The organism is Streptococcus oralis subsp. dentisani (assembly GCF_002096615.1).
Classification (GTDB): domain Bacteria; phylum Bacillota; class Bacilli; order Lactobacillales; family Streptococcaceae; genus Streptococcus; species Streptococcus oralis_U.
Window position 1 is genome coordinate 1 of record NZ_NCUX01000026.1, and the last position, 13,915, is coordinate 13,915.

At 38.8% G+C, this 13,915-nt stretch carries 15 protein-coding genes; 8 read left to right on the forward strand and 7 right to left on the reverse strand.

Features of this window, described 5'->3' with window-relative positions; translation table 11 throughout:
* Positions 1-248: 248 nt before the first annotated feature.
* From B7708_RS00830 to B7708_RS00850, 5 genes are all read left to right on the forward strand, one after another.
* Complete coding sequence (locus B7708_RS00830) at positions 249-776, forward strand: ROK family protein (protein WP_239822445.1); 528 nt, start codon at positions 249-251, stop codon at positions 774-776.
* Positions 777-789: 13 nt separating this feature from the next.
* Positions 790-1,938 carry an MFS transporter gene (locus B7708_RS00835; RefSeq protein WP_084973043.1) on the forward strand — a complete coding sequence of 383 codons (1,149 nt, stop codon included), beginning with the start codon at positions 790-792 and terminating at the stop codon, positions 1,936-1,938.
* 254 nt (positions 1,939-2,192) lie between these two features.
* Positions 2,193-2,285, forward strand: a complete 93-nt coding sequence (locus tag B7708_RS09985) for an NAD(P)H-dependent oxidoreductase (protein ID WP_239822446.1) — start codon at positions 2,193-2,195, stop codon at positions 2,283-2,285.
* Between the two features lie 310 nt (positions 2,286-2,595).
* Complete coding sequence (locus tag B7708_RS00845) at positions 2,596-2,991, forward strand: VOC family protein (RefSeq protein WP_084973045.1); 396 nt, start codon at positions 2,596-2,598, stop codon at positions 2,989-2,991.
* Between the two features lie 19 nt (positions 2,992-3,010).
* Positions 3,011-3,793 (forward strand): DUF4037 domain-containing protein, encoded by a 783-nt coding sequence (locus B7708_RS00850; RefSeq protein WP_084973048.1) that lies wholly within the window; start codon positions 3,011-3,013, stop codon positions 3,791-3,793.
* 286 nt (positions 3,794-4,079) lie between these two features.
* Here B7708_RS00850 and B7708_RS00855 read toward each other — a convergent pair whose 3' ends face one another.
* From B7708_RS00855 to B7708_RS00865, 3 genes are all read right to left on the reverse strand, one after another.
* Positions 4,080-5,102 (reverse strand): YdcF family protein, encoded by a 1,023-nt coding sequence (locus B7708_RS00855; RefSeq protein ID WP_084973050.1) that lies wholly within the window; start codon positions 5,100-5,102, stop codon positions 4,080-4,082.
* 67 nt (positions 5,103-5,169) lie between these two features.
* On the reverse strand, positions 5,170-5,607 hold the full coding sequence (locus B7708_RS00860) for an Rrf2 family transcriptional regulator (protein ID WP_084973052.1): 438 nt from the start codon (positions 5,605-5,607) through the stop codon (positions 5,170-5,172).
* 56 nt (positions 5,608-5,663) lie between these two features.
* On the reverse strand, positions 5,664-6,506 hold the full coding sequence (locus B7708_RS00865; protein WP_084973054.1) for a metallophosphoesterase family protein: 843 nt from the start codon (positions 6,504-6,506) through the stop codon (positions 5,664-5,666).
* A gap of 197 nt (positions 6,507-6,703) precedes the next feature.
* On the opposite strand from B7708_RS00865, the gene B7708_RS09890 reads away from it, so the two are divergent.
* The 3 genes from B7708_RS09890 to thrS all read left to right on the forward strand — a co-directional run bounded on the left by B7708_RS09890 (position 6,704) and on the right by thrS (position 9,807).
* Entirely contained in the window at positions 6,704-7,078 is a 375-nt protein-coding gene (locus B7708_RS09890) for a hypothetical protein (protein WP_061452873.1), read from the forward strand.
* A 304-nt stretch (positions 7,079-7,382) separates the two neighbouring features.
* Positions 7,383-7,760, forward strand: a complete 378-nt coding sequence (locus tag B7708_RS00875) for a hypothetical protein (protein WP_239822443.1) — start codon at positions 7,383-7,385, stop codon at positions 7,758-7,760.
* Positions 7,761-7,863: 103 nt separating this feature from the next.
* The gene (gene thrS / locus B7708_RS00880) at positions 7,864-9,807 is read left to right on the forward strand and encodes a threonine--tRNA ligase (RefSeq protein ID WP_084973056.1); all 1,944 of its coding nucleotides are present in this window, start codon (positions 7,864-7,866) and stop codon (positions 9,805-9,807) included.
* A 213-nt stretch (positions 9,808-10,020) separates the two neighbouring features.
* On the opposite strand, the gene B7708_RS00885 is transcribed toward thrS, so the two are convergent.
* The 4 genes from B7708_RS00885 to B7708_RS00900 all read right to left on the reverse strand — a co-directional run bounded on the left by B7708_RS00885 (position 10,021) and on the right by B7708_RS00900 (position 13,625).
* Entirely contained in the window at positions 10,021-11,070 is a 1,050-nt protein-coding gene (locus B7708_RS00885; RefSeq protein WP_084973058.1) for a DUF389 domain-containing protein, read from the reverse strand.
* Positions 11,071-11,258: 188 nt separating this feature from the next.
* Positions 11,259-11,768: an FtsX-like permease family protein gene (locus tag B7708_RS00890; protein WP_004245951.1), complete on the reverse strand. Its 510-nt coding sequence runs from the start codon at positions 11,766-11,768 to the stop codon at positions 11,259-11,261.
* 212 nt (positions 11,769-11,980) lie between these two features.
* Complete coding sequence (locus B7708_RS00895; protein WP_000887932.1) at positions 11,981-12,955, reverse strand: sensor histidine kinase; 975 nt, start codon at positions 12,953-12,955, stop codon at positions 11,981-11,983.
* A complete protein-coding gene (locus tag B7708_RS00900; protein ID WP_000548970.1) occupies positions 12,948-13,625 on the reverse strand; it encodes a response regulator transcription factor in 678 nt (225 codons plus the stop codon). The genes B7708_RS00895 and B7708_RS00900 overlap by 8 nt, the downstream gene beginning before the upstream one ends.
* Positions 13,626-13,915: the final 290 nt, after the last annotated feature.

Genomic DNA, 13,915 nt, shown 5'->3' on the forward strand with positions numbered 1-13,915 from the left:
GGAAGTATTTGAGATAGCCTATGGTATGGAATGGTTGGCAGAATATATGAGTGAACATTATGAAGAATTTAGACATTATTAAAAGACGATTTCCGTTTGGAAGTCGCCTTTTTTGATATTCTCATAAATACAATATGTTGTTGGTGGTGTAAACTGGTATATAGTTCCCAAAACTAATTACTAGTGATCCACTGATTCAGGTATTAGTACTTAGTTTTCCTGGTATTATTGGAGAGCAAGGAGAAATTATCTATTCTGATTTTGAACAGATCAATCAAAAAAATCTTCTAACGTCACTTTCATCCCTTACAACGATCCCCATTGTTTTAGAGAATGATGTTAATGTTGCCTCTCTTGGTTATTGTAGTATTCACCCAGAATTTAGAACATTGGCCCTTCTTTATCAGCCAGATACAGATTTTGCCGGTTCTGGTATTATCATCAATAAAAGATTGCATCGTGGAAGAAATGGTTTTGCAGGGGAAGTCGGCTATCTCATGAATGGACATAAACCTGCAGATCGCCAATCACGTTCAAATGACTTCACATTTCTTTTGTTAAATCAGATAACAGCATTAACATCAGTCATTGCTCCGGATGCTATTGCATATTATTGTCCATCTTTACAAGAAAATATAAAAATTTCTGACACCTGTCTTCCTAAAGAATTCCACCCAATCCTTGAAAGATTGACTGAGATAGACCCATTCATACTGAACGGAGTTCAATCAATTGGAAAAAACAAGATTCTAGAAATCAAAAGAAGAACAATCTAACAAGGAGAGCTAAATGATTTCGTTGTTGTTAGCGGTTATCTATCTGGCCTTTATTAGTTTAGGCTTACCTGATGCTATTTTAGGAAGCGCTTGGCCAAATATGTATCGTAGCTTAAATTCAACTATTAGCGGGGCAGGCTCCATCTTTCTGATTATTTCTGTTTGTACAATAATTTCTTCTTTAAATGCAGATAGAGTAATTCATAAATTTTCTACAGCTAGAGTGACGGCAGTTTCGGTAGGGCTAACTGCTTTATCCTTATTTGGTTTTTCTTTTTGTCAAGAATATTGGCAACTGTGCCTATGGGCTATCCCCTATGGTCTTGGTGCAGGAGCAGTTGATAGCGCACTGAATAACTATGTAGCATTGCATTTTTCTTCTAAGCATCTATCTTGGCTACATTGTATGTGGGGGATGGGGGCTTCTATCGGTCCTTATATCATGGGAATGATTTTGTCAAGTGGTTACGACTGGCCTGTCGGTTACAGAATCATTGGAATCATACAGGTTATACTAACAACTATTATATTTATTTCTTTACCCCTATGGACTGCAAAAGAACAAGGGATGAAGTTAGAATATAATAGAGATATTCTTTCAATTTCTCAAGCCTTAAAACTTCAAGGCGCCCCTCAAATTTTGCTTTGTTTTTTTGGATACTGTGCTCTTGAACAGACGACCGGACTTTGGGCAGCTAGTTGGTTGAATGTGGTCAAAGATATTCCAGCAGAAACGGCAACATCCTTTGCTTCAATATTTTACATAGGAATCACTGGTGGCAGAGCAATTTCTGGTTTTATTGCAGAAAAACTTGAAGATAAAAATATGATTCGCTTAGGGTTCATTGTAATTTTCATAGGTCTGATTCTCCTTACCTTTAGCTTTCATTATACAATTGCCTTAATAGGACTTGCTACTGTTGGTCTTGGTTGTGCACCGATTTATCCGAGCATTATCCATTCTACTCCAGAGCGTTTTGGAAGAGAAAATAGTCAGAGTTTAATCGGCATTCAGATGGCTTCTGCCTATATCGGCTCCGCCTTTATGCCAAAGCTTTTTGGAATCCTAAGTGATGTCACCAATATTTCAGTTTATCCGTTCTATCTTTTGTTCTTTCTATTCCTAATGTTTATCATGCATGAGTGGGCTGAAAATAATTAATAGTGTAGAAAAATATTGATAAGAACTTTTTAACAGTCAATTAGCTTATGAATCGGTGGAAAAATAGGTATTTCACCTAGAAAAAGTGGTTTTGGCTATACCATGTCAATAATTAGTGGAAAATATAAATGGATCATTCAATTATTAATATACCTTGGAGTGAGGAAATCTACAGAAGAATATACAATTCACGAATTATATAAAGAGAGTAAACATTAGTTGAATCACATTAAAACTTAGTTTTTCAATCTCCTATATTTAATTCTTCTAGTCCGTCGTTATTAAAAAAATGGATAGACGCTGTATTAATTTGTGGTTGGTTCTATGGTAAAAAATGGAGGAGATAAATTAGAAGATAGAAAAATAGCATTGGCGGTATCTGCTAATATCTAGGAAAAGGATTATCAATCTGACGGGAAATACCACTATACTCTTGAACAAGTACTAGTTCCCTTTAAGATTTTATTGTCGTGGACATTATCGTGATTTCTTTGCTTTTTATGGTTCAAAGAAGATACTCGATAGAACATTTTTTCTACAAAGGGAAAAATTGAAAAAAGCACTTCGGATGTATTGACTTCACTCTTTATTCCATTTTATCTTATCGTTTGATATTTTATCAAAGATAACTATAATTTAACAAGAAAGGATAACACAATGACAATCTCTATTGAACACGTAGGTGTTTGGGTAAATGACTTAGAAAAAATGAAATCTTTTTATGAGAAATACTTTAATGCCGTTGCAACGAAAAAATATTATAATCCTAAAACGGAATTCTCATCTTACTTTTTGAATTTTAAAAATGGTGCACGTCTAGAACTTTGTCATCGCCCAGATATTGTAGAAAAGAATAAAAATAGTTTTGGATTTTACCATTTAGCTATTGCTGTAGGAGACAAAGTGGATGTTGATACATTTGCAAAACGCTTTGAAGAAGATGGTTTTTCTATTCAATCCGGTCCAAGAACAACTGGTGATGGGTACTATGAAGCAGTTGTATCTGATCCCGAAGGTAATTTATTAGAATTAACAACACATTTAAAATCGTAAAATAAAAAGGAGAAAAGTAATGATTCAAGAACTTTACAAAGAATTCTCTCAACTGGAGCAAGTAGAAGCTATCGCTCTTGGTGGTTCTCGTGCAGGACAAGACTACGATCAAAATTCTGACTATGATGTCTATGTCTATCTTAACTCACCTATTGACGAAAAAACTCGTCAAATCATTCTTAGCAACTATTGCTCCTATATGGAAATTGGAAACCAGTTTTGGGAATTAGAGGACGACTGTGTACTAAACAACGGTATCGAAATCGAGTTGATTTATCGTTCGCTGGAGTCGTTTGAACAAGAACTAAACTCAACTGTTTTTCAGCATCAAGCCCAAAACTCTTATACAACCTGTATGTGGCACAATTTACTCCACAGCAAGATTCTATACGATCCGAATGGACACTATGCTTCGCTCCAAAGAACTTACCAGATTCCCTATCCACAGGAACTCAAAAAGCATATCATTGAAAGGCAACTCCTTTTACTAGAACAAGCCATGCCTGCCTTCTCTCACCAAATAGAAAAAGCTATCAAACGCCAAGATCTTCTCAGTATGAATCATCGTACGAGTGAATTTTTTGCTTCCTACTTTGACTTGTTATTTGCGCTCAATGAGCAAACCCATCCTGGTGAAAAACGAATGTTGGAGTACGCAAAGGCCCATTGTACTCTCCTCCCTAAGCAATTTGAAGAAACTATTCGCAAGTATTTCCAACTACTCTACCAACCACAACAAGGAGAACAAGCGATCGTAACCTTGCAAACTATCCTGAAGGAACTAAAAGCCATTTTGCCATAGACCAAAAAGAAAATGTGAACCTCTGTTGCTGTTCACATTTTTATTTGTTGTTGACTGTAAAATTCTAGTCTACTCATATTCAGTTGCCTATTTTTGACTCTCTCTGAAAATCTGCAACTAGGTTAGAAATTGTTCAATTTATTGACGAGCAATCATGAAGCCGTTCCAAAAACCGCACTCACAATCACTTACCCTGCTCTTTCATTACTAGTGACAATTTTTCCCTTAGGGTTACTACAAGATCTTTTAGAGATTCTAACAAGAATTACAATATGAATTTTACATATTACCATAGAACACCTCTATAGGAGAAAATCAGAGCTAAAATTAATAAAGTATAGAAGGCGATAAAAAGCCATCTCATCTTCACACATAGAGCAATATATTCTCTAATAAAGGCCGATGGGATATAGTAGGCGGCTGTACGGCAACCAAGACCATCTCCCTTCATCCCAATACGGCGAGCATAGGTACTGGTACGAAAAACATGGTAATCATTGGTCACAAAGAGAAAACGTGGACTGGTCACCAGCTTCTCTCCCAATTCTTTTGAGAAGAGAAGATTCTCATAAGTCGTCGTCGAGTCTTCCTCTAGGAGAATGGCTTCTCTCGGAACATCCGTCTCTTCCATCAAATAATTACAAATTGCCTGAGCTTCGGAAATCTTCTCATCCCCACCTCGACCACCACTTGCGATGATTTTATCATTGGGATTGAGAGACTGGTGATAAGCTTCTACTGCCTTGTCAATGCGGCTCTTGAGCAAGGGAGTTACTTTTTCTCCATTCAACAAGCCTGCTCCGTGAATAATAATAAAATCATAATGTTTTTTCTTAGGAATAAAAAGATACAGAATAGAATAAAGTAGAAATCCTGCAAAGGCAAAGCCAAAAATCAAATACGAATAGATCAGAAAGAAAAAGAAAATATTCACTAGATGATTGGTGTAGAACAAACCATTGGTATCGCTCATTCGGATTGCCATGATCACAAAAAAGAACAGAATCACACACCCTAGTCCCAGAGACAAATAATTTGCCTTGGATTTCCCTTCTTTCTTCAATAACACAAATCCGTTATAAATAAGGAAAAAGCCACTTAGAAAAACTAAAAATGGAAGCAAGAAAAAAATCACTGCAAATAAAATCATGTGCACTTCTTCTTGCCCAGCTTCATAAAAAAGATTGGCAATAGACAGGTAAGAAAAGAGCAGAGATAAAAGCAAGAGAGCCGGATTCCAGAGACTGCGATTGTCCCTAAAAAATGAAATCAGAAAAAGTAGGACGAAAAATCCTGTAATAAAGTACATAGTTTTCTCCTTTGATGACTACATTGTACCATAATTATAGCAATAGAAAAAGAGGACTCTAGCCCTCTTACTTTGTCATTTTATCCTGAGCATCTGCCACAACCTGAGCCAGACTCGTCTGACGAAGCTGGTTTTCCATCGCTTCTTGGATATCTAGCAATTTTTGATCTAAAACTTCATGAATATTGGCCCCTACTGGACAGTTGGGGTTGGGATTGTCATGGAAACTAAAGAGTTTACCAGATTTTCCTAAACATTCGACTGCCTGATAAACATCAAAAAGACTAATATCTTGTAAGTCTTTGAGAATCTCGGTACCGCCCGTCCCACGCGCAACTGATATCAGTTCAGCTTTTTTGAGTTGGGACAATGTTTTGCGAATAATGACCGGATTGACCCCAACACTGGCTGCGAGAAAATCACTGGTTACCTTGCTCTCTTGACTCTTGATGGCAATAATGATTAACATATGAGTCGCAATCGTAAATCGACTTGAAATTTGCATCTTCTTCTCCTTTCACATCCTATCTGATACCCATTATACCCTTTTACGTTGTAATGTCAATCATTACCACTATCCAACCATGCATCCAACTCGGCATCATGCCCCTGTTCTTGAGCAATTTCATACAGAAGTTCCTGATTATGAGTATGGTGAATCCCATTTACCAAACTTTCATAGTAGATTTGGAAATAGGGGAGCTTTACATCCTTAGCCAACTGCAATTCGGCTTCTACATCATAATCCACTCGACGAAAATCAACATCAGCCAAACCTGCTTCATCAATCTCTAAGATCATATACTGGGCACGCAAGTCCTTACGCAACCTCGCATCTAAAAAGAAGGGTTGCCCAATTGATCCTGGATTAAGAATCAACTGTCCGTCACTTCCATAGCGAAGCAACTGTTGGTGGATATGCCCATATACTGCGATAGAGGCATGCGGCTCCGTCACCAATCTATCAAAATCTTCTTGTTTTCCCGTATGAATCAACTCTCTACCCCAATTTTTATCAGGGAGATGGTGAGTGATTCCTACTGTCAAATCACCAAACTGACGATGAACTTGCATGGGTTGATTGTGGAGATCTTTGATTTCTTCAGGGCTAATCTCTTCTAAGATATACTGGCATTGGCGCAGGAGATAACGATGACTAGCTTTTGTTAGATCTAGCTTGCGATGCAAACCACGCCAGAGACTATCCTCCCAATTACCCAGAACTCTTACTGTGATGGGCAAATCAGCCAAGAGGTTCAAAATCCTTCTACGTCCTGTTCCAGGCATAAGAACATCTCCCAAAAGCCAGTACTCGTCTACCTCTGTCGCTTTAGCATCAGCCAGTACAGCTTCCAAGGCGCTTGTATTCCCATGTATGTCTGAAAGAACTGCTATTTTCGTCATTCTTTCTCCTCATTTCCTCTTACTTCTTCTGCTAGTATTATAGCAGAAAACACTGCAAAAAATCACTATCACTGATCACTGGATTCAATTGTAAGAGCTTCCAAATCGTGCTATAATATAGGTAGAGAGTTCCCCTTCATTTAGGATCATGTGGTCTTCAACATCTCTCAATTTTTGCAGATTGGAGGACTATTGCCATGCGGAAATATCTTAAGTATATTCCATACTGCCTTGTCATTTTCTTCTTTTACTGGCCCCTCTATGAGTTGCTTTTGCTGCTGATATCTGATCCTTATACGCTGAAAGGGCTCTACATTTATAACATTATCCTCTTTTCACCTTTGGCAACCTTTATCGTATCCCTTCTTTATAGCTACCGTTTCCAATTCTCACTGTGGTGGCTGCTTGGTATTGCTCTTCTCTATTGCTTTACCATCATTACTTTCAATGAATTCATTCTCGTTTATTTCCTAGCTTATGAACTCTTTGCCCTACTTGGTATGGCTTCAGGTTCAGGTATTAAATATATGCTCCAGCACGGAAAAAATAAAAAACTTTCACAAAATCCTTGAAAATTCTCGCAATCATGCTATAATAATGCATAGAGACAAGTCACTTAGTCCCTTTCTACTAGAGAGTGCGTGGTTGCTGGAAACGCATAGAGAGTCTAAACTGATACTACTCTACTGACTTTTATGAAAACATAAAACGGTGGCCACGTTAAAGCCAATCAGAGGTGTCCCTCTTTTTTGAGGAACATAAATGAAGGTGGAACCACGTTGCGACGTCCTTTCGAGGATGTCGTTTTTTGTTTGGAGAATAGAGATATTGCCAGGTTAAATGAAACATAGCTAAGAAAAGAAGATGGAGGTTGATATGAATAAATCATTGTCTTGGGTGATTCCTTGTGCCTTCCTTATAGTCTATGTATGGCTAATGAAAACTCTCAGTCTATGGGGATTGGAGTACATTGTTGTCTTTTCATTTTTTGCATTTGTTCCTCTTTTACCATTTCTTGCTCCTTTCCTTAGTATCTTAATGTTTTTTAAGAAAAAGAAACTCATCCTATCAGGATATTTTCTAAGCCTAACTGCTGGTATTTATTTGGTTAATGCTATAAGAAACTATCCACTAAGGATTTACATGGAAGGTGAGATGACTGATGAACAATACTTGTCTCTAATCCTTTCTTTGGTATGCTATCTATGTATTTCTACTCTTTTCTTTATTTTCAGACTGAAAAAGTTAAAATGAAATTGATTTAGCAAATCGATTGTTATCATTCTTTGTTGATAGCTAGTTTTCCAGTTCTTCAAACCTCAGTTATAAAATATGATAAATTTTTAAGGAGAAAACCATGATTAAGATTACTTTCCCAGATGGCGCTGTTCGTGAATTCGAATCTGGCGTAACTACTTTTGAAATTGCCCAATCTATCAGCAATTCCCTAGCTAAAAAAGCTCTTGCTGGTAAATTCAACGGCAAACTCATCGATACGACTCGTGCTATCACTGAAGATGGCTCTATCGAAATCGTGACACCTGATCACGAAGATGCCCTTCCAATCTTGCGTCACTCAGCTGCTCACTTGTTCGCCCAAGCAGCTCGTCGCCTTTTCCCAGATATTCACTTGGGTGTTGGTCCAGCTATCGAGGATGGCTTCTACTATGATACGGACAATACTGCTGGTCAAATCTCTAACGAAGACCTGCCTCGTATCGAAGAAGAAATGAAAAAAATCGTCAAAGAAAACTTCCCATCTATTCGTGAAGAAGTGACTAAAGATGAAGCGCGTGAAATCTTCAAGAACGACCCTTACAAGTTGGAATTGATTGAAGAGCACTCTGAAGACGAGGGTGGTTTGACGATTTACCGTCAAGGTGAGTACGTAGACCTCTGCCGTGGCCCACACGTGCCTTCAACAGGCCGTATCCAAATCTTCCACCTGCTCCATGTAGCAGGTGCTTACTGGCGTGGAAATAGCGACAATGCGATGATGCAACGGATCTACGGTACAGCTTGGTTTGACAAGAAAGACTTGAAGAACTACCTTCAAATGCGCGAAGAAGCTAAAGAACGTGACCACCGTAAACTTGGTAAAGAGCTTGACCTCTTCATGATTTCACAAGATGTTGGTCAAGGACTTCCATTCTGGTTGCCAAATGGTGCGACTATCCGTCGTGAATTGGAACGCTACATTGTCGACAAGGAAATCGCTGCAGGCTACCAACATGTTTACACTCCACCAATTGCCTCAGTGGAACTCTATAAAACTTCTGGTCACTGGGATCACTACCGTGAAGATATGTTCCCAACTATGGACATGGGGGACGGTGAAGAGTTTGTCCTTCGTCCAATGAACTGCCCACACCACATCCAAGTCTACAAACACCATGTTCACTCCTACCGCGAATTGCCAATCCGTATCGCTGAAATCGGTATGATGCACCGTTACGAAAAATCTGGTGCCCTAACAGGTCTTCAACGTGTGCGTGAAATGTCTCTCAACGACGGTCACCTCTTTGTAACTCCTGAACAAATCCAAGAAGAATTCCAACGTGCCCTTCAGTTGATTATCGATGTTTATGAAGACTTTAACTTAACTGAATACCGCTTCCGTCTCTCTCTTCGTGACCCTCAAGATACTCACAAGTACTTTGACAACGATGAGATGTGGGAAAATGCCCAAACCATGCTTCGTGCAGCGCTTGATGAAATGGGCGTGGACTACTTTGAAGCTGAGGGAGAAGCTGCCTTCTATGGTCCGAAACTCGATATCCAAGTGAAGACTGCCCTTGGAAAAGAAGAAACCCTTTCGACTATCCAGCTTGACTTCTTGTTGCCAGAACGTTTCGACCTCAAATACATTGGAGCTGATGGTGAAGAGCACCGTCCAGTTATGATCCACCGTGGTGTAATCTCAACTATGGAACGCTTCACAGCTATCTTGATTGAAAACTACAAGGGTGCCTTCCCAACATGGCTTGCACCACATCAAGTAACCCTCATCCCCGTTTCTAACGAAAAACACGTGGACTACGCATGGGAAGTTGCTAAGAAACTCCGTGACCGTGGAGTTCGTGCTGATGTGGATGAGCGCAATGAAAAAATGCAGTTCAAGATCCGTGCTTCACAAACAAGCAAGATTCCTTACCAATTGATCGTTGGGGACAAGGAAATGGAAGACGGAACAGTCAATGTTCGTCGCTATGGCCAAAAAGAAACACAAACTGTCTCAGTTGATGACTTTGTTCAAGCTATCCTAGCTGATATCGCCAACAAATCACGCGTTGAGAGATAAAACAATCACAGTCTGAGAAACATTTTTCAGAGCCAGAAAAAGCAACAACTATTTCAGCTGTTGCTTTTTATATTTTATTTAACCTGAGCTAGTAGTGATTGGTTAAACCACCACAAATGGTATCCTCATCAACAATCCTTTCTATCCACTAACTGTTGGATATAGGATATCCTCCCAAAATTTGCTTCCATGAGTTAGATAAGTTGACTATCCTCAATCCTTGTCTGCTTCATTTTCTTTTACGAGATCTTTTTGTGAATCTTTTTCAGAGAGTTTTTGATCGATATACTTGTTAATGTTTTCATAAAATTCCTTGGTCATCTCACTATCTAACTTTGTCGAATTATGGACTTGATTGACTTTTAATTGAACAGATTGAATACCGTAAGAGGCTTGTTTTAGATGGAGCGTCTCTAATTCTTCTTCTGAAATCGGATCTCCAACAACCGTTAAGACCAATTCATTATTTCTTGACTTGTAGACTTGATTAATGACCGTGTGATTCGCGAACTCTTTTGCTACAAACTGTTTGATCCCTTCTTTTCGTGCTTGATCCATCGTCAGAGTGACTGCTGAATAACTGGCTGGAAGAACCAATAATACAATCAAGGAGATTAACCCAATTCTCATTTTAATGTTTAGCTCTTTAAATGAACTTAAGGGAGATTTTCTCATCATAATTCTTGTTCCAACAATGTTGGCTAGCATGATAAAGACACAGTTGATCAAGAAAAGATAGAGAGCCCCAAATAAAAATCGTACATTTCCGTTAGCTAAACCATATCCTGCAGTACAGATAGGTGGCATCAGAGCTGTTGCAATGGCTACTCCTGGCACGATATTGTTTGCTTCTTTTTTCCTTGACCCAATTACACCTGCTATCCCACCAGCAATAGCAATAAGAACATCCCAAATGGTTGGAGAGGTTCGTGCAATCAGTTCGCTACTTGCATAAGATAAGGGAGAAATCCAGAAATACAGAGTCGAGACAAGCAAGCTGACCAATACTTGAGTAAATAAAACCTCTAGAGATTGCTTGATTAAACGGGTATCAAAAATAGCTAAACCAAATCCGAGTCCAACAATCGGTGTCATAAGAGGGGAAATCAGCATGGCTCCAATAATGACAGCTGTTGAATTCATATTTAGACCGATAGAGGCAATAAAAATCGCACACATCAAAATCACTATATCTCTTAATCGAACATGAAGATCATCATATAATTTCTCACGGTATTCACGTGTTGAATAATTTCCGGTCATTGGTTACTCCTTTTATTTCATATAATCTTGTTTCTGCATGGATGATGGCAGAGAGACTTCTGTTCAATCTTACATATTTTTAATTCTCACCTGTTATGTTTTTGAAAATTATCCTTTAAGCATCCGTCAGTCTATCCTTAACATTATATCAAAAATTTTACAGTCTTTCTCTGGAGAAATCTATCAATTTAACAGATAGGTAAGATTATCGTTAACATCATGGTCGCATCAACTACTTCAATGACCTTGAGAATCAAACTAAGCATATGATAAGAAAAGGCCAAATGGAGGAAGGCAAAAATTACAGGAAGAAAGAAAACGGTCAAGATTTGCTTGTTAATGGTTTGCTTGATCTGCTTTTGATCAGGACCTACCCTTTTCAAGATGATAAAGCGTTCGTGATCTTCATATCCCTCAGAGATTTGTTTATAGTGGATAATTAATACTGCACCAACCATAAAAATAATAAAAAGGAAGATACCGATAAAGAAGAACTCACCAAAAATCTCATTGATTTGCTCACTGGTAATTGCTCGAACAGAGCCGTAAACAAGACTAGCCTGATCTTCAAAACGTAATATCGATTTATTAAGACAGTCTGGATAATCATCAGCTAGTTTCAACTGTCCCTCTTCGCTTACAGTCACATCCATCCCACCAGCGAGTTCACTAGTAATTTCTGCATTTTGATGTTGCACCCACCAGTTCTTAGGAAGGATTGAAGATTGGATACGACTAGATAATTATAGTCTGATGTTAAAAGAATAGCTTGATTTTGTAGATGACCTTTCACAAAGTCTGGTTGATTTTTATTTTTTAACCGGAAACGCCCAAGCAAATAATTTACTAGGATACACAGTTAAAGGTAGAAAAGCCCAGTTGTCTTATCCTGGGCTCTTATCTATTATGCTCACTCAATTCTCAGATTTATATCGGCAAACTTGATTCTTACTGTCGTTCCTGTCCCGACCTCAGACTCGATACGAATCTGGTGGCCAAGTTCTTCAGAAATTTTCTTGGATAGGTAGAGTCCAAGTCCAGATGACTGCTGGGTCAAGCGACCATTGTAGCCTGAAAAACCACGTTCAAAGACTCGGAGTACATCACTGTTTTTAATCCCAATCCCCGTATCCTTGATACAGAGCTCCTGACCCTCCATATAAATCTCTAGTCCACCTTCCTTGGTGTATTTGAGGCTGTTTGAGAGGATTTGTTCAATGACGACCAACAACCACTTCTTATCGGTCACGATGGTTTTGTCGAGATTATGTAGATTGACTGTTAGTCCCTTCTGGATAAAGAAAAGAGCGTACTTACGAACCATCTCCTTGACCAAGTCCTCCACTTGGACCTTTTCAAATACCAAGTCATCGTGGAAGCTTTCTAAACGAAGATACTGCAACACCAGATTGGTATAGGAGTCAATCTTGAAAATTTCCTGTTCCAGTTGCTGCTTGACCTCCCGATCAGAGACTTCTGCTACTAAAAGGCGACTAGCCGCAATGGGCGTCTTGATCTGGTGAACCCATAAGGTGTAGTAATCAAGCAAATCCGTCAGCTTACTCTGCGCTTCAGACTTCTTTTGATATAATTCAGATTCACGCTCTTCGAGCTTTTCTGCTAGCGCACATTCCAGAGGAGACTTGGGGTCTCGCTCAGCATAGAGTACTTCCTGTCGATAAACCTGAGCTTCTGCAAATATATCCCAAGCCAAAAATAGGAAGGTCAAAAAACTACTGAGCAGCAAAAAATAAAGAAAATAAGATCCTAGACTAGCAAACAGAAACTGAAAGAGTAGGACAAGAAAACCCAACGAAAAAATATAGATAAAGATGCGACTACGAGAACGCAGATAGGCTAGAAAAAATAGTTTCCAATCAAGCATGTTTCAGTCCGTATCCTATCCCTTTCTTGGTTTCGATAAAGCCTGCCAAGCCTTGTTCCTCAAGCTTTTTGCGCAAACGAGCAACATTAACAGACAGGGTATTGTCGTCGATAAAAAAGTCGCTGTTCCAGAGTTCCCGCATCAGGTCATCACGCGCCACGATATTGCCCGCATGTTCAAACAAAACCCGCAAAATTTGAAATTCATTCTTGGTTAGGCTCAGGACTTCACCTTGATAGTGCAGATCCATAGACTTGGTATTGAGAATCACACCTGCATACTCTAGCAAACTTTCATCCCGCCCAAACTCATAGGAACGGCGTAATAAGCCCTGAACCTTAGCCAAAAGGACCTGCTGGTCAAAAGGCTTGGTCACAAAGTCATCCGCTCCCATATTGATCGCCATGACGATATCCATAGCCTGATCTCTCGAAGACAGAAACATAATGGGCACCTTGGAAATCTTACGAATCTCCTGACACCAGTGATAACCATTAAAAAGTGGCAAACCAATATCCATGAGGACCAAATGAGGTTCCGACTGGACAAATAAACTCAGCACTTCCATAAAGTCTTCTACCAAAACGATCTCAAATCCCCACTCAGAGAGCAATTTCCCAACTTGTTGCCGAATGACTTGGTCATCCTCTACTAGTAAAATTTTGTGCATGCGCTCCTCCTTTACTCTTGTTCAAAATATCAAATACCCTAATAAAAAATCTATGGATTAGTATCTCAACTATTTGGCTATCTATTTTTCAAATCCAAATTAGGAAACGATAGCTAAATAGAGAATAATCCCATTGATATCATACCTTATTTTTAACTATAGTTCCAGCCTTATCCTATTTTTCCTTTTTGTATTCATTTAGTTAGCATTTCTTTCACTTATTTAATAGATCTAGCCTTCTTATTGACAAGCCAGCTAGGATTTGTTAGAATATGAATGAACAAAATAAA